Source organism: Pseudomonas sp. NPDC089401 (assembly GCF_044749485.1).
Lineage (GTDB): Bacteria > Pseudomonadota > Gammaproteobacteria > Pseudomonadales > Pseudomonadaceae > Aquipseudomonas.
In genome coordinates, this window is record NZ_JBIVIA010000010.1 from 83,444 (window position 1) to 99,197 (window position 15,754).

General features: G+C 65.7%; 11 protein-coding genes. 2 read left to right on the forward strand and 9 right to left on the reverse strand.

All coding sequences use genetic code 11. The annotated features are described in order from the left end of the window. Positions 1–56 precede the first annotated feature (56 nt). The 9 genes from ACIP21_RS21695 to ACIP21_RS21735 form a co-directional block, all read right to left on the reverse strand. A complete protein-coding gene (locus tag ACIP21_RS21695; protein WP_400691873.1) occupies positions 57–3,131 on the reverse strand; it encodes a multidrug efflux RND transporter permease subunit in 3,075 nt (1,024 codons plus the stop codon). Positions 3,132–3,144: 13 nt separating this feature from the next. Then, complete coding sequence (locus tag ACIP21_RS21700) at positions 3,145–4,293, reverse strand: efflux RND transporter periplasmic adaptor subunit (RefSeq protein ID WP_400691876.1); 1,149 nt, start codon at positions 4,291–4,293, stop codon at positions 3,145–3,147. A 207-nt stretch (positions 4,294–4,500) separates the two neighbouring features. After that, entirely contained in the window at positions 4,501–5,598 is a 1,098-nt protein-coding gene (locus tag ACIP21_RS21705; protein ID WP_400691879.1) for a DUF1513 domain-containing protein, read from the reverse strand. A gap of 2 nt (positions 5,599–5,600) precedes the next feature. Then, positions 5,601–6,665, reverse strand: a complete 1,065-nt coding sequence (locus tag ACIP21_RS21710; protein ID WP_400691882.1) for an imelysin family protein — start codon at positions 6,663–6,665, stop codon at positions 5,601–5,603. 18 nt (positions 6,666–6,683) lie between these two features. Continuing rightward, the gene (locus tag ACIP21_RS21715; RefSeq protein ID WP_400691885.1) at positions 6,684–8,111 is read right to left on the reverse strand and encodes a di-heme oxidoredictase family protein; all 1,428 of its coding nucleotides are present in this window, start codon (positions 8,109–8,111) and stop codon (positions 6,684–6,686) included. A gap of 281 nt (positions 8,112–8,392) precedes the next feature. Then, a complete protein-coding gene (locus ACIP21_RS21720; RefSeq protein WP_400691887.1) occupies positions 8,393–9,730 on the reverse strand; it encodes an imelysin family protein in 1,338 nt (445 codons plus the stop codon). A 158-nt stretch (positions 9,731–9,888) separates the two neighbouring features. After that, positions 9,889–11,940, reverse strand: a complete 2,052-nt coding sequence (locus ACIP21_RS21725; RefSeq protein ID WP_400691889.1) for a putative bifunctional diguanylate cyclase/phosphodiesterase — start codon at positions 11,938–11,940, stop codon at positions 9,889–9,891. 327 nt (positions 11,941–12,267) lie between these two features. After that, positions 12,268–12,864 (reverse strand): superoxide dismutase, encoded by a 597-nt coding sequence (locus tag ACIP21_RS21730; protein ID WP_400691892.1) that lies wholly within the window; start codon positions 12,862–12,864, stop codon positions 12,268–12,270. Between the two features lie 191 nt (positions 12,865–13,055). Next, the gene (locus tag ACIP21_RS21735; RefSeq protein WP_400691894.1) at positions 13,056–13,655 is read right to left on the reverse strand and encodes a LysE/ArgO family amino acid transporter; all 600 of its coding nucleotides are present in this window, start codon (positions 13,653–13,655) and stop codon (positions 13,056–13,058) included. A gap of 102 nt (positions 13,656–13,757) precedes the next feature. Between ACIP21_RS21735 and ACIP21_RS21740 the strand changes: the two genes are divergently transcribed. Then, positions 13,758–14,648, forward strand: coding sequence for a LysR family transcriptional regulator ArgP (locus ACIP21_RS21740; protein ID WP_400691897.1), 891 nt, complete (start codon positions 13,758–13,760; stop codon positions 14,646–14,648). Between the two features lie 45 nt (positions 14,649–14,693). Next, the gene (locus ACIP21_RS21745; protein ID WP_400691900.1) at positions 14,694–15,689 is read left to right on the forward strand and encodes an NAD-dependent epimerase/dehydratase family protein; all 996 of its coding nucleotides are present in this window, start codon (positions 14,694–14,696) and stop codon (positions 15,687–15,689) included. Positions 15,690–15,754: the final 65 nt, after the last annotated feature.

Here is a 15,754-nt window from a genome sequence, read left to right on the forward strand (position 1 = left end):
CCACCTGTACCGGCCTCTTCGCGGGTAAACCCGCTCCCACAGGTTAACCACGGCATTCAGGACTGATGAGGTCTCTGTGGGAGCGGGTTTACCCGCGAATGGGCCGGGCCAGATGATCTGTGAGCCAGCAGGGTGTAGATGCACGGCAACACGAACAAGGTAAACAAGGTCCCGATCGACATCCCGGTGGCAATCACCGTGCCGATGTCGAACCGGCTCACCGCCCCGGCCCCGGTCGCCAGGATCAGCGGCACCATGCCGAACACCATCGCCGCCGTGGTCATCAGCACCGGCCGCAGGCGGATCGCCGCCGCTTCCTCGATCGCCTCGCGCACGCCCAGGCCTTTTTCCTCGCGCAGCTGGTTGGCGAACTCGACGATCAGGATGCCGTGCTTGCTGATCAGCCCGATCAGCGTCACCAGCCCCACCTGGGTGTAGATGTTCATGCTGGAAATCCCCAGGAACAAGGGCAGCAGCGCGCCGCAGATCGACAGCGGCACCGTCACCAGGATCACCAGCGGGTCGCGGAAACTCTCGAACTGCGCCGCCAGCACCAGGAAGATGATCGCCAGCGCCAGGCCGAAGGTCACCCATAATGCGCTGCCTTCCTGGACGTACTGCCGCGCGGTGCCGGCATAGTCGAACGAGAAGCCTTCCGGCGCTTCCTCGCGGGCGATGTCGCGCACCGTCTGCAGCGCCTCGCCGATGCTGACCATCGGCACGCCCTGGATGATCGCCGCATTCAACTGCTGGAACTGGTTGAGCTGGCGCGGGCGGGCGCGGTCGTTGAGGGTGATCAGGGTCGACAGCGGCAGCAGCTGGCCCTGCTCGTTCTTCACGTAGTAACTGTTCAGCCAGCCCGGGTTGTCACGGTAGGGCCGCTCGACCTGGGCAATCACCTTGTAGCTGCGCCCCTCCAGGGTGAAGCGGTTGATTTCCCCCTCGCCCAGCAGGGTCGCCAGGGTGCCGCCCAGGGTGTCCATGGACACCCCCATCTGCGCCGCCTTGGCCCGGTCGATGTCGACCACCACCTCGGGCTTGTCGAACGCCAGGTCGATGTCGAGGAAGGCGAACTTGCCCGAGGCCTGGGCTCGTTGCTTGACCCGCTGGGCCACCTCCAGCAACGCCGGGTAGTCGCCGGCGGTGTTGATCACGAACTGGAACGGCAGGCCTTCGCCGGTGCCCGGCAGCGACGGCAGGTTGAAGCCGAAGATCTGCAGCCCGCCGATCTGTTCGAGCTTGGCCTGCACCAGCGGCAGCAGCTCCATCTGCGTGCGTTCACGCTCGTTCCACGGTTTCAGCAGGAAGCCGCCGATGCCGCTCTGCACACCGTTGAAACCGTTGATCTGGAACGACGAGTAGTATTCGGGGAAGCTTTTGAACAGCGGGGTGAACTGGTCGGTGTAGGCGTTCAGGTAATCCAGGTTGGCCGGCTGCGGCGAGCTGCTCATCATGAAGATCACGCCCTGGTCCTCGTTGGGCGCCAGTTCGTTCTGGGTGAACTTGAGCAGCACCGGGATCAGGCACAGGATGATCAGCGCGAACACCAGCACCACAGGGCGGCTGTCGAGGGTGGCGTGCAGCACGCGCTGGTAACGCCCCTTGAGGCGTTCGAACATGACGTCCAGGCGGTGGGCCAGGCCGCTGGCGTTCTGCTCCTGGCGCAGCAGCAGGGCGCACATCATCGGCGACAGGGTCAGGGCGACGATGCCGGAAATCACCACCGCCCCGGCCAGGGTCAGGGCGAATTCCTTGAACAGCGCGCCGGTCAGCCCGGTAAGAAAGCCGATGGGCGCATACACCGCAGCCAGGGTGATGGTCATCGACACCACCGGCAGGGCGATTTCCCGCGCGCCCTCCAGCGCTGCGTCGAACGGCGACTTGCCTTCTTCCATGTGCCGGTGGATGTTCTCCACCACGACGATGGCATCGTCCACCACCAGGCCGATTGCCAGCACCATCGCCAGCAAGGTCAGCAGGTTCAGCGAATAGCCCATCATCTGCATGAAGAACAGCACGCCGATCATCGACAGCGGGATGGTCACCACCGGGATCAGCACCGAACGCAGGGCACCGAGGAACAGGAACACCACCACGATGACGATCAGCACCGCTTCGCCAAGGGTCTTGATCACCTCGTCGATGGAGGCCTGGATGAACAGCGTGGCGTCGTAGGCGATCGATACCTTCAGCGCTTCCGGCAGCTGGCCCTGCAGCTCGGGCATGATCTTGCGCACTTCCTTGATCACCTCCAGCGGGTTGGCCGCCGGGGTCGCCTTGATGCCGATGTAGACCGACGGCGTGCCGTCGAACGAGCTGACCGTGTCGTAGTTCTCCGCGCCCATCTCCACCCGCGCCACGTCGCCCAGCAGCACCCGGCTGTCACCGGAGACCTTGACCGGCAGCGCGGCGAAGGCTTCGGCCGATTTCAGCTCGGTGCTGGCGTTGATGCTGGTGACCGTGTATTCGCCCTTCACCTCGCCGGCGGCGGAGAGGAAGTTGTAGCGGCGCACGGCATTGGTCACGTCGCTGGCCGCCAGGCCGAAGCCAGCAAGCTTCACCGGGTCGATCCAGATGCGCATGGCGAACACCTGGTTGCCGAGGATTTCCGCTTCGGCCATGCCCGGCAGGGTGGCCAGCTTGGGCTGGATCACCCGCGACAGGTAGTCGGTGATCTGCGGGTTGCTCATTTCCTTGCTGTAGAAGCTGATGTACATCAGCGCCGAGGCGTCGGCGGCTTCCTTGCTTAGCACCGGGTCTTCCGAATCCTGCGGCAGCTGGTTGCGCACTTCGTTGGCCTTGGCAAGCAGTTCGGTGAACAGGCGGTCGCTGTCGGCGCCGATGCGCGCGTAGATCGAGATCACCGAAAAGTTCTGCCGGCTCACCGAGGTCATGTAGTCGATGCCTTCGGCGCTGGCCAGGCTCTGTTGCAGCGGCTGGGTGATGTAGCCCTGGATGGTCTCGGCATTGGCCCCGGGGTAGGCGGTGGTCACCGTGATCAGGGCGTTTTCCATTTTCGGGTACTGGCGGATCTGCAGCGTGTTCCAGGCCTGGAAGCCGAGCAGCAGGATCAGCAGGCTGACCACGCTGGCCAGTACCGGGCGGCGGATGAACGGGTCGGTGAATGCCATGCCTGCCTCCCGTTCAGTCGGTGCGCTTCGCGCCCTGGTCGGGCTTGAGTGCGCTGTCCTGGCCAATGCGGATGGCCGCGCCCGGGGTCAGCTTGAGCTGCCCGGCGGTGACCACCTGCTCGCCCGCCTCGAGGCCCTTGCTGACCACCACCACGCCGTCGCGGCGCTCGCCGGTCTGTACGGTGCGCTGTTCGGCGGTGAGCTGGGGCTGGCCCTGGTCGTCGTGTTGCGGCTTGCCATCCTTGTCCTGTCCGGGCGTGGCGACATACACCGAGTTGCCGTAGAGGGTGTAGGTGATGGCGCTTTCCGGCACCACCACCTGGGGTTGCGGGTCGGGCAGCAACAGCAGCAGGTTGGCGAACATGCCGGGCAGCAGCTTGCCGTCCGGGTTGGCCAGGGTCGCGCGCACCAGCAGGTTGCGGGTGTTTTCATCGACCTTGGGGTTGATCGCGCTGAGGCTGGCGGGGAAGGTCTGGCCGGGGTAGGCGGCCACCTGCACCAGCACCTGCTGGCCCAGGCTCAGCTGCGGCAGCGACTGCTCCGGCACGTTGAAGTCGACGTACAGGCTGGACAGGTCCTGCAGGGTGGCGATCACCGTGCCGGCGGCCAGGTACTGGCCGATGTCCACCTGGCGGATGCCGATGGTGCCACTGAACGGGGCGTTGATGCTTTTCTTGATCTTCTGCGCCTTGAGCTGCTCGACCACCGCCTGGTTGCGCCGGTACTGGGAACTGAGGCGGTCGAACTCGCCGCGGGAGATGGCGGCATCGCCGACCAGCTGGCTGCCCCGGCCGAAGTCGACCTTGGCCAGGCCCAGGTCGGCCTGGGCGGTGCCGAGCAGGGCGGTTTCCTGGTCGTCGTTGAGCTGCAGCAGGGGCTGCCCGGCCTTGACCTTCTGCCCGGAGTCGAAATACAGCGCCTTGACGATGCCTTCCACCTCCAGGCTCAGGTCGACGCCCTGCAAGGCCTTGAGGCTGCCGACGGCGGGCAGGCGCGGTTGCCACTGGCGCTGTTCGGCCTGGGCGGCCGCGACGGTGATCGGTGGCCGAGGGGCGGAGAACACCTGGATCTGTTGATAGATCGAGAAGCCCTTGTAGCCCCCCAGGGCCAGCACGATCAGCAGAACGACGGCCAACATGATGAGCATGCGGCGACGAACCATAAGTCCGGTTCCTTGGATGCGGTTGTTATTCGTTATGACACGACAACGGGCTATCCTGCCCACGTGCGGATGGGGGAAGTATTGCAGAAGGAGGCGGGGATTGCCTGTGCCGGCCTCTTCGCGGCTAAAGCCGCTCCCACAGAGAGCACACAGTACCCTGTGGGAGCGGCTTCAGCCGCGAAGGGGCCAGCGCAGGCAATGAAAGGATCAGGCCAGGTGCAGGTGGTTGTCCCAGAACCCGGAAGGCAGGTCCATCGGTTGCCCGATCAGCTCGGCCTTGCGGCAGTCGTAGAAGCGGCAGCGCCCCTGCCCGGAGGTAACGACGAAGCCATCCTTCACCGCCCCGACCCCCGCGCAATCGGGCATCGGCGCATCGAGCCTCACCGCACCGCTGTCCAGGTCCCAGACGAACAGGCGGTTCGCCCGCGGCGCGGTCAGCGCCACCAGGCGCAGGTCGCTGTGGATGGCGACGCTGGCGGTGTACTGGGCCATCGACTGCAGCTGCCGCTCGGGCACCGGGAAGGCCTTGAACGGCTCGCCCGGGCGCTTGATCGCCAGCAGCTCGGCAGTCTCGTCGGCATCGCCCATGAACTGCTGGCAGGCGGCGATGGTGCCATCGTCGCCCACCGCCAGGTGGCGCACGCTGTTCATCTGCTGGGCCAGGGTCTCCTTGCTCAGCAGGGTGCCGTCGCGCTGCATCAGCACCAGGCTTGGCTCCATGGCGTTCAGGTTCATCTCGACCCGGCTCTCGGCCTCGGTGCGGATGCCGCCGTTGGCGACGATCAGGGTTTCGCCGTCGGGCAGCCAGGCCAGTTCATGGGGGCCGATGCCGTGGGTCGGGATCTCGCCGCTGTGCACCAGGCGCTCGCCCTCGAAGCGGTACACGCCGAGCACGCCACGCCCCGGGTCGGTGGTGTCGTTCTCGGTGGCGTACAGCCATTCGCCGCCCTTGTGGATCACCGCGTGGCCGTAGAAGTGCCGGTTCGGCTGCGAAGTGACGGTCTGCAGCAGGCGCCCGTCGCGCAGGTCGACCAGGTAGCTTTCGGTACCGGGCCGGCGCGCGACGAACAGGGCGATCGGCAGCTCTGGGTGGTTGATGATGGCATGGCAACGCTGACCCACTTGGGTGCTGAACACCTGGGTGCCGTCCAGGCGGAACCCGACCGCATAGTGCTTGCCGTCACCATCGTCACGCGCCGACAGCAGCAAGGGTTGGCTGCCTTTGTTGCGAAACAGGCTCCAGCCGCCCAGGGTCAGGGCGCTGAGCATTACGCTAGCGAGTTTGAGGGCCTGGCGTCGCAGCATGATCAGTCACCGTCGTTGGCATTGAAGCCCAGCTGGATGTTCAACGCCTTGGCCAGGTCGCCTTCGTGCAGGCGGTGGACGACGTTGAGGCTGTCGTAGATCTGGTTGAGGGTCTGCTGCCCGGCCTCGTCGGCCAGCAGCTCGCCGAGGGTCTTGTGGTTGTCGGCCAGCAGTTTGAGCGAGGTAGCGTAGGCGTCGTCGATCTTCTGCGCCAGGGCTTTCTGATCGCTGGGCAGCAGACCGCGCAGGCCCTGGTTGTCGACCCCGACCCACACCGCCTGGGCGGCCTTGAGGGTGGCTTCCAGGCTCTTCATCGAGGAATGGCTGCGCCAGGCTTCGGCTTGCAGCGGTTGCGGGATGCCTTTGCTCTGGCGGCCCATCGGCGCGCCGAGCTTTTTCTTCAGGGTGTCCAGCGCGGTGACCTGGGAACGCAGCAGGTCGGCGATCGCCTCGTGGGAGTCGGCGTAGCGCTGGTTGGGGAACTTGGTCATCTGCGAGAGCATGCCGTCGGTGCTGTTCCAGCTCTTGAGGATGTCCTCGGCCAGGGCCTTCTGGTGCTCGCCGATGGCGACCAGCAGCGGGCAGTAGCGGGCCTTCTGCTCGGCCGTGGCGACATCAGGCTTGCTGTCGAACAGGATGTACTCGTAGGCCGACAGGCCACGCACCACGACACTGGCCTTGCCCAGGGCAGCGGCATCGACCGGCTTGTCGCCGTTGACCAGTTGCTCGACCTGGCGGCCGACCAGGTTCTTCTTGTCGGGCCAGAACTGTACCTGCCAGGCGCGGTTGCCTTCAGCCAGCGGGCCGACCAGCAGCGGCTGCAGCTCGGCCCAGGCTTTTTGCGCGGTGAGGAAGTCAGCGCGCGCGGTGTCCAGGCTTGCCTTGCCTTCGCAGTAGGCCAGGGCGCTGACCGCCAGCTGGCGGTCGGCTTCGACCCAGCGGCTGTAGGTCGGCAGGATCACCTGCTTGGCGATGGCGGCGGAGGTCACGGCTTGCGGGTCCTGCGGCGAGCAGGCACCGAGGGCGAGTGCGGCGAGGCTGGTGAACAACAGTTTGGGTCGGAACATGCCCGGCTCCTTGCGCGTTTAAAGTGAGTTCAGGAACGCCAGCAGCGCGGCGCGCTGCTCGGCATCGAAGGTCAATACATGGTCGCGCGCCGCCTGCGCCTCGCCGCCGTGCCAGAGCACGGCTTCGAGCAGGTCGCGGGCACGGCCGTCGTGCAGGTACTGGGTGTGGCCACTGACCGCCTCGGTCAGGCCGATGCCCCACAGCGGCGGGGTGCGCCAGTCCTGGCCATTGGCGGCGAATTCGGTGCGCTCGTCGGCCAGGCCCGGGCCCATGTCGTGCAGCAGCAGGTCGCTGTAGGGGCGGATCAGCTGGTTGGCCAGCTCCGGCTCGGCGGTATTGGCGGCGGTGGTGAACTGCGGCACATGGCAGGCCTGGCAGCCGGCCTGGAAGAACAGGTTCTTGCCGGCCAGCACCTGCGGCGCGCCGACATCGCGGCGGGCGGGCACGCCGAGGTTGCGGGTGTAGAAGGTGACCAGGCGCAGGATGTTGTCGCTGACTTCCTTTTCGCCACCTTCGCCGTCGCCATTGGGCGCGGCCAGGCAATCGGCCTGGGCGGTGCTGCAGTCGTCCTTCGGTTGCAGGGTGCTGGTCAGGCCCATGTCGCCGTTGAAGGCATGCACGTTCTGCTGGTTGACGTTGGGTTGCCCGGCCTTCCAACCGAAGCGGCCGACCACGGTCTTGCCCTGGGCATCGTCCCAGACCCGGTTGGCGCGGCCGCGGATGCCGTCGCGGTTGCGGTCGTCCGGGTCTTCGTTGGCCAGGATGTCGGCTTCGGGGATGGCTTCGAGCAGGCCCAGGCCGATCATCGGCGGGGCTACCCGGGCCGAGAATCGGGTGTCGGGGTGCATCGCGCCATAGCCGAGCTGGGTGATCTGCAGGGCAGGGCGGCGCAGTTCGACCCGGTGGCCATCCTTGAAGGTGACGGCCTGCTCGGTGTAGCTGACCCGCACCTTGCCCTCTGGCGCCACGCCGGGGATGGCCATGTCCTGCAACTGGGTGCCGTAGACCGGCTCGGGGACAACGCCCAGGCGCTCGATCACTTCGGCCAGGTAGGGCTGGTCGGGGATCGACAGGCGCACCAGCATGCCGACCGCGTTGCTGTCGCCGGGCGCTGGTGGGTGGCCGCGGCCATCGCGCACGTGGCAGTTCTGGCAGGCGGTGGTGTTGAACAGCGGGCCCAGGCCGTCACGGGCGGTGGTGGTGGACGGGGCGATCACCCAGGGGCTGCGGAAAAAGCTGTTGCCCACGGCGAAGTCCAGGCGCCGCTCGGGCGACAGGTTGGCCGAGGGCAGGGAAAAGGCACGGCGGTCGCTGCGCTGCACGGTGGCCTGGCCGCCCGACAACGCTTCGCCGGGCTCGGCCTGGGTGAAACGCGGGGCGTCGTCACAGGCGGCAAGGGCGAGGGCCAGCAGCAAAGGGGAGAGTCGGGACAGCGACGAGGACATGCAAAATCCTGGGCGTGGACGAAAAACCGGCGTGCAAGCTTAGCAGGCCAGCCCTGTTTGAATAAGAGCAATTTGCAATTGCCTGGGTGAAAACGGTGTGAAATGCCAGCATCTTCTTCACCTGTGCCGGCCCTTTCGCGGGTAAACCCGCTCCCACAGGAACCCTCCACAGTCTTCCGGTGCAGCGCGGTCCCTGTGGGAGCGGGTTTACCCGCGAAGAGGCCGGCACAGAAAAAAGGCGACCCGAAGGCCGCCTCTTTTCAAATCCGAAAAACTGCTGATCAGAACTCGTGATCAGCGGTATCCGGGTTCAGGTTGGCAATGCCCAGCTTGCCGGCGGCCTGCTCGATCGAGCCGGTCTGCTTGACCAGCGAGGCGATGGCGTCGCGCACGATCTGGTTGCCGGCGGCGTTGTCGGCGGCGATCAGCTGGTCGTAGTGCTCGCCCTTGAGGGCGTGGTCGACCATCACCTGGATCTTCGCCTGGGTGGCGTCGAGGTCAGCCTTGAGGGTGGCGTCGGCGGCCGGGTCGGCCTTGGCCACCAGCGACGACAGGCTCGGGCCGCTCAGCTTGGTGCCGTCGACACGGGTGTATTCGCCCAGGTAGACGTTACGGATGCCGAGGGCATCGTAGTAGTGCGAGTAGTGGGTGTTGTCGCTGAAGCAGTCCTGCTCGTCTTCCGGCGAGTTGGCTTCCAGCGAGACCTTCATGCGCTCGCCGGCCAGTTCGCCCAGCGACAGGCTGCCCATGCCGAACAGCATCTTGCGCAGGCCGTCGTTGGCCGGCTCCGCTTCGAGGGTGGCGCGGTAGTTGTCGGCGACGTTCGGCGCCCAGTTGGCGACCATGCCCTCGAGGTCCTTGACCAGCAGCTCGGTGACCGCTTTCAGGTAGGCGCGGCGACGGTCGTTGTGGCCACCGGTGGCGCCTTTGCCTTCCAGGTAGTCGGTGTACGGGCGGTTGCCGGCGCCCGGGCCGGTGCCGTTGAGGTCCTGGCCCCAGAGCAGGAACTCGATGGCGTGGTAGCCGGTGGCGACGTTGGCTTCGGAACCGGCCAGTTCGTTCAGGCTGGCGAGCTTCTCGGCAGTGATGTCCTTGACGTCGACCTTCTCTTCACCCACCTGGATCTCGGTGTTGGCGATGATGTTGGCATTGGCCGCCGGGTTGCCCAGGGCGTGCTCGTAGCTCTTGTCGACGTAGTCGATCAGGCCTTCGTCCAGGGGCCAGGAGTTCACCTGGCCTTCCCAGTCGTCGATGATGGTGTTGCCGAAGCGGAAGGCTTCGCTCTGCAGGTACGGAACGCGTGCGGCGGCCCAGGCTTCCTTGGCGGCTTTCAGGGTGTCGTCGCCCGGCTTGGCGAGGAAGGCGTCGATGGCGGCCTGCAGGGTCTTGGAGGTGCTCAGCGCGTCGCTGTACACGGCATAGACCACCTCGGAGTAATGCTTGACCACGGCCTTGCCGGCCGCTTCGTCGACAGTGCCCGGCGCCGCAGCGGCGGTGCTTGCGGCAGCAGGGGCCTGGGCTTGCGGGGCGGCGGCCTTGTCGTTCTTGCCTTCGCCGCAGCCGGCGAGAGCGATGGCGATGGCCAGCAGACTGGCGGAGGCCAGAGGCATACGGATCATTATTGGTTTTCCTGCGTCGTGTGGTTGGACCAAGGGTTAGGCCGTGCACCGTGGCACGCGAAACCGCAACATCATGCGAAAGATTTGCATTTGCTGTAAAGGGGCGCACGCGCAATTCATGTAAATGCCTGTCATGGCCTGTAACCGGGAGGGTTGCGTTACAGCGCCGACACCTGGTTGCGCTGCGCCTGCTTGAGGAAATGGGTCAGTTCACGGGCGGGAAGCGGCTTGCTGTAGTGGTAGCCCTGGCCCTCGTGGCAGCCCTGGGCAATGATGTAGGTTTCCTGCTCGGCGCTCTCCACGCCCTCGGCGATCACCTGCATCCCCAGGCTCTTGCCAAGCTGGATGATGGCGCGAACGATGGTGGCGTCGTCATCGTCGTCGAGCAGGTCCTGGACGAAGCTCTTGTCGATCTTGATCTTGTCCAGCGGCAGCGATTTCAGGTAGCTGAGCGAGGAGTAGCCGGTGCCGAAGTCGTCGATGGCGATCATCGCCCCCGAGCGACGCAGGCTCAGCAGGTGCTGGGCGGCGCTGCTGATGTCTTCCATCAGGCCGGTTTCGGTGACTTCAAGCTCCAGGCTGCGTGGCGGCAGGCGGTGCGCCTGCATCAGGTTGTTGACCACCCGCGGCAGCTCGTTGTGGTGCAACTGCACGGTCGACAGGTTGACCGCCATGCGCAGTTCGCCGAAGCCCAGGTCATGCCATTCGCGCAGCTGGCGGCAGGCCTGGTCGAGCACCCACTCGCCGATGGCGATGATGCTGCCGTTCTGCTCGGCCAGGGGGATGAACTGGTCCGGCGGGACCATGCCCAGTTCCGGGTGCTGCCAGCGCAGCAGCGCCTCGACGCCGACCACGCCGTGGTCGCGGTAGCTGATCTGTGGCTGGTACACCAGGTACAGCTGGTTGCGTGGCAGGGCTTCGCGCAGGTCCTTTTCCAGCTCGCGGCGGCGGCGCATCTCGCTGTCGACGCTGGCGATGTAGAACTGGTAGCGGTTGCGCGAGCGGGCCTTGGCCAGGGTCATGGTCTGTTCGGCCTTCTGCAGCAGCTTTTCGGTGCTGTTGCCGTCCTCGGGGAACAGGGTGATGCCGATGGTGGCGCGCAGGCGGATCTGCTGGTGCTCGAAGCCGAACGGCGCTTCCAGGTCGTCGAGGATGCTCTGGGCCAGCTCGGCGGCCTCGTAGGGCTGTTCGATATTGGCCTGGACCAGGGCGAACTGGTCGCCCCCCAGGCGCGCGAGGGCGCCTAGGCGGCCGCTGTGGGCGCGCAGGCGGTCAGCCAGGGCCAGCAGCAGCTGGTCGCCGACCTGATAGCTGAACTGTTCGTTGATGCCCTTGAAGTCGTCCAGGCCGACGCACAGCACGGCCACCCGGTGTTGCAGGCGGCCGCCGTCGACGAGGATCTTGTCCAGTTGTTCCTGCAGTTGCTGGCGGTTGGGCAGGCCGGTGAGGAAATCGTACTGGGCCATGCGCTGCAGGCTGTTCTCGGCTTCGTGGCGCAGGTGCGTGTTGCGCTCGATCGAGGCCAGCAGCTGGTTGGCGGTGTTGACCCAGATGCCCAGCTCGTTCTTCTCGTGGCCCTTGAGCAGCGGGATCTGGTACTGGCTGGGGCGATCGGGGTTGATCTGGGTGAGGTGCTCGATGATCTTCGACAGCGGCTTGGTCAGCAGCCAGTGGTACACCAGGTACAGCACCAGGCCCATGGCCAGGGCGCGCAATACCCCGGAGACGAAGATGATGATCGCGTTGATCAGGAAGTCTTCACCGTAGGAGGCGGTATCCAGGGTGATGCTCAGGTCGCCGTAATATTCGCTGTAGGGGCCGCGGCCGACCAGTTGGGTGGTGTAGCTGCGTTCCTGGCCGAGGAACAGGTCGGTCAGCCAGCGCATGGACATGTCCTGCAGCGGGCGGGACTTTTCGGCGAGCATGGTTTCGTTGGGGTGGCCGATCGAGGCCATGCGTACGGACTCGTCCTGGAACAGGCCTTCCATCACCTGCATGCCCATTTCCCGGTCGAGGCTGTACACCGCCTGGGTGGAGGGGTCGCGGAACATGTCGAGGATGCGCTGGGCGTCGCTGTTGACGGCCTGGCGAGTCTTGTAGGTGTCATAGACGATCTGCGCGCAGCTGAGAATGACGCCGACCGCAAGCGCCGAAAGCAGCACGACCCTGAGCAACTTGACCGACAAGCTGTTCCGCATTTCCAGCTTCAATGGGGTTTCCTTAATCCATGCGCATGGCATCATTTTGCCATTAACGTTGGCAATACACTATCGGCCGACCATGGCAGTGTATCGGTAGCCCGACCCTGCAACTTGAGTGCGCGGTATCAATCTTCCAGAGCTTTGATGTTAGCGTGCTATGCCGGGTGAGCAAGCCAAACCTTGCCGGCCCTTTCGCGGCTGAAGCCGCTCCCACAGGTACTGCGCCGCTTGTGGGCCTGATGCAATCCCTGTGGGAGCGGGTTCACCCGCGAAGAGGCCGGCACAGGTATAAAAAAACCCGGCACTGGGCCGGGTTCTTGGTCAGGTCCGAACGAATCAGGCCTTGAAGGTCTTGCCTTCGAACTGCTCGGCCACGAAGGCCCAGTTGACCAGGTTCCAGAACGCCTCGACGTACTTCGGACGCACGTTGCGGTAGTCGATGTAGTAGGCGTGTTCCCAGACGTCGCAGGTCAGCAGCGGGGTGTCGCCGCTGGTCAGCGGGCAGCCGGCGCCGATGGTGCTGGCCAGGGCCAGGGAACCGTCAGCCTTCTTCACCAGCCAGCCCCAGCCGGAGCCGAAGGTGCCGACCGAAGTCTTGGTGAACTCTTCCTTGAACTTGTCGAAGGAACCGAACGCGGCGTTGATGGCTTCAGCCAGGGCACCGGTCGGCTGGCCGCCGCCGTTTGGCGACAGGCATTCCCAGTAGAAGGAGTGGTTCCAGATCTGCGCGGCGTTGTTGAAGATGCCGCCCGAAGAGGCCTTGACGATTTCTTCGAGGGTCTTGCCTTCGAATTCGGTGCCTGGGACCAGGTTGTTCAGGTTCACGACATAGGTGTTGTGGTGCTTGTCGTGGTGATACTCCAGGGTTTCCTTGGAGATGTGCGGCTGCAGGGCATCGTGGGCGTACGGCAGCGGCGGCAATTCAAAAGCCATGGTGGATCTCCTGATTCAGGTCTGTTTGCGGTTTGCGCAAGGCCGATCACGGGCGGCCCGATGTACGTCGGCGAGTTTTTACTCTTTGCGACGCAAGGGCTGGATCATAGCACCGGGCCCTGCGCATAACCACGCAACAAACATAGGGAATAGAGGTTCCAGAGCGGTCGCAGGCCGCCGACCGGCGGCGCTCAGTTGAAGATCAACTGCGCCGCCACGGCGAACATCATCACTGCCACCATCAGGTCGAGCAGGCGCCAGGTGGCCGGGCGGGCCAGCCAGGGCGCCAGCCACGCGGCGCCGATGGCCAGGGTCGAGAACCACAGCAGCGAAGCGCTGGCCGCCCCGGCCACGTAGGCGCCTGGAGCCGTCTGCTGGGCGCCGAGCGAGCCGATCAGCAGCACCGTGTCGAGGTAGACATGCGGGTTGAGCAGGGTCACCGCCAGGGCGCTGAGCAGCACCGCCCGGCGCGAGCGCATGCCTTGGCCTTCCTGCTGTTGCAGGCTCTGGGTGGAAAATGCGCTGCGCAGTGCCTTGGCGCCGTACCAGATCAGGAACACCGCGCCGCCCCAGCGGGCGACGGCCAGCAGCGTCGGGTTGTGCGCCAGCACCGTGGCCAGGCCGAACACCCCGGCTGCCACCAGGATGGCGTCGCAGACGATGCACAGCGCCGCCACCGGCAGGTGGTGTTCACGGCGCAGGCTCTGGGCGAGGACGAAGGCGTTCTGTGCGCCGATGGCCATGATCAGGCCGAAGGCCACCAGCATGCCGTTGAGATAGCTTTGCCACATGGCGTGCTCCAGGAATGAACTACCAAACAAGATGCTGGCCATTGTGACGGGCGCCGCTGTATAAGAAAAACCAATAAAGCTGATCCCGCATTAGGAGAATCGATGTTCGACTACAAGCTGTTGGCCGCCCTCGCGGCGGTGATCGAGCAGGGCGGTTTCGAACGGGCCGCCCAGGTCCTGGGCCTGTCGCAGTCGGCCGTCTCCCAGCGCGTCAAGCTGCTCGAGGCGCGGGTCGGCCAGCCGGTGCTGGTGCGTGCCACGCCGCCGAGCCCGACCGAGGTCGGCCGGCAATTGCTCAACCATGTGCAGCAGGTGCGCCTGCTCGAGCGCGACCTGCAGCGCCAGGTGCCGGCCCTGGACGAGGAGGGCCTGCCGGAGCGCCTGCGCATCGCCCTCAATGCCGACAGCCTGGCCACCTGGTGGGCCGGCGCGGTAGGCGGCTTCTGCACCGAGCAGCAGTTGCTCACCGACCTGGTGGTGGAGGACCAGGAAGTCGGCCTGAAACGCATGCGCGCCGGTGACGTGGCAGCCTGCCTGTGTGGCAGCGAGCGACCGGTGGCCGGGGCGCGCAGCCTGCCGCTGGGTGCCATGCGTTACCGCGCGCTGGCCAGCCCCGGGTTCATGGCGCGCTATTTCCCACAGGGGTTCGAGGCCAGGCGCCTGGCTCGCACGCCTGCCATCGTCTATGGCCCGGACGATTTCCTGCAGCACCGCTACCTGGCTTCGCTGGGTATCCAGGACGGCTTCCTGCACCACCTGTGCCCATCGTCCGAAGGTTTCCTGCGCATGGCCGAAGCGGGCCTCGGCTGGGGCCTGGTGCCCGAGCTGCAGGCCCGTGAGCAGCTGGCCGCCGGCCAGTTGGTGGAAATTTGCGCCGATACCCCCATCGACGTGCCGCTGTACTGGCATCATTGGCGCAACGGCGGGCACCTGCTCGCGCAACTCACCGAGCACCTGCACCGCACCGCGCACCACTGGCTGGTGCCGTTGTAGCGGCGGCCGGCGTCTGTTGCATCTGAAATCTAGGCGGAGTCTTACATGCAAATTCTGGTCACCGGCGCGAGCGGCTTCATTGGCGGGCGCTTCGCGCGCTTTGCCCTGGAGCAGGGCCTGGACGTGCGGGTCAGCGGCCGGCGCGCCGAGGGTGTCGAGCACCTGGTGAAGCGTGGCGCACAGTTCATTCCCGGCGACCTCGGCGACGCCGAGCTGGCCCGGCGTCTGTGCCAGGGCGTCGATGCCGTGGTGCACTGCGCAGGCGCCGTGGGCAACTGGGGGCGCTACCAGGACTTTCACCAGGGCAACGTGTTGGTCACCGAGAACGTCGTCGAAGGCTGCCTCAAGGAGCACGTGCGGCGCCTGGTGCACCTGTCGTCGCCGTCGATCTACTTCAATGGCCGCTCGCGCCTGGATATCCGCGAAGACCAGGTGCCGCGCCGCTTCCACGACCACTACGGGCAGACCAAGTACCTTGCCGAGCAGAAGGTGTTCGGTGCCCAGGAGTTCGGCCTCGAAGTGCTGGCGCTGCGCCCGCGTTTCGTCACCGGCGCCGGTGACGCCAGCATTTTCCCACGGCTGATGCAGATGCAGCGCAAGGGCCGCGTGGCGATCATCGGCAATGGCCTGAACAAGGTCGACTTCACCAGCGTGCACAACCTCAACGACGCGCTGCTCAGCGCCCTGTTCGCCGAAGAGCGGGCCCTGGGCCAGGCCTACAACATCAGCAACGGCCAGCCGCTGCCGCTGTGGGACGTGGTCAACTACGTGATGCGCCAGATGCAGCTACCCCAGGTCACCCGCTACCGCTCCTACGGCCTGGCCTACAGCCTCGCGGCATTGAACGAAGCGGCCTGCCTGCTCTGGCCCGGGCGCCCGCAACCGACCCTGTCGCGCCTGGGCATGCAGGTGATGAGCCGCGATTTCACCCTGGACATCAGCCGTGCCCGCCAATACCTGAACTATCAGCCCAAGGTCAGCCTGTGGACCGCGCTGGATGAATTCTGCGCCTGGTGGAAGCATCAGCCACCGGGCCAGTGAACCTGGCCGGCAGTTGATGGTCATCAGTGCGCCGCGCAAGCGGTTTATACTCATGTCTCTTTGCT

Excerpts from the sequence above, each read along its gene's own strand:
- ACIP21_RS21695 (WP_400691873.1), bottom strand. The coding sequence starts at position 3,131 with ATGGCATTCACCGACCCGTTCATCCGCCGCCCGGTACTGGCCAGCGTG.
- ACIP21_RS21700 (WP_400691876.1), bottom strand. The coding sequence starts at position 4,293 with ATGGTTCGTCGCCGCATGCTCATCATGTTGGCCGTCGTTCTGCTGATC.
- ACIP21_RS21705 (WP_400691879.1), bottom strand. The coding sequence starts at position 5,598 with ATGCTGCGACGCCAGGCCCTCAAACTCGCTAGCGTAATGCTCAGCGCC.
- ACIP21_RS21710 (WP_400691882.1), bottom strand. The coding sequence starts at position 6,665 with ATGTTCCGACCCAAACTGTTGTTCACCAGCCTCGCCGCACTCGCCCTC.
- ACIP21_RS21715 (WP_400691885.1), bottom strand. The coding sequence starts at position 8,111 with ATGTCCTCGTCGCTGTCCCGACTCTCCCCTTTGCTGCTGGCCCTCGCC.
- ACIP21_RS21720 (WP_400691887.1), bottom strand. The coding sequence starts at position 9,730 with ATGATCCGTATGCCTCTGGCCTCCGCCAGTCTGCTGGCCATCGCCATC.
- ACIP21_RS21730 (WP_400691892.1), bottom strand. The coding sequence starts at position 12,864 with ATGGCTTTTGAATTGCCGCCGCTGCCGTACGCCCACGATGCCCTGCAG.
- ACIP21_RS21735 (WP_400691894.1), bottom strand. The coding sequence starts at position 13,655 with ATGTGGCAAAGCTATCTCAACGGCATGCTGGTGGCCTTCGGCCTGATC.
- ACIP21_RS21740 (WP_400691897.1), top strand. The coding sequence starts at position 13,758 with ATGTTCGACTACAAGCTGTTGGCCGCCCTCGCGGCGGTGATCGAGCAG.
- ACIP21_RS21745 (WP_400691900.1), top strand. The coding sequence starts at position 14,694 with ATGCAAATTCTGGTCACCGGCGCGAGCGGCTTCATTGGCGGGCGCTTC.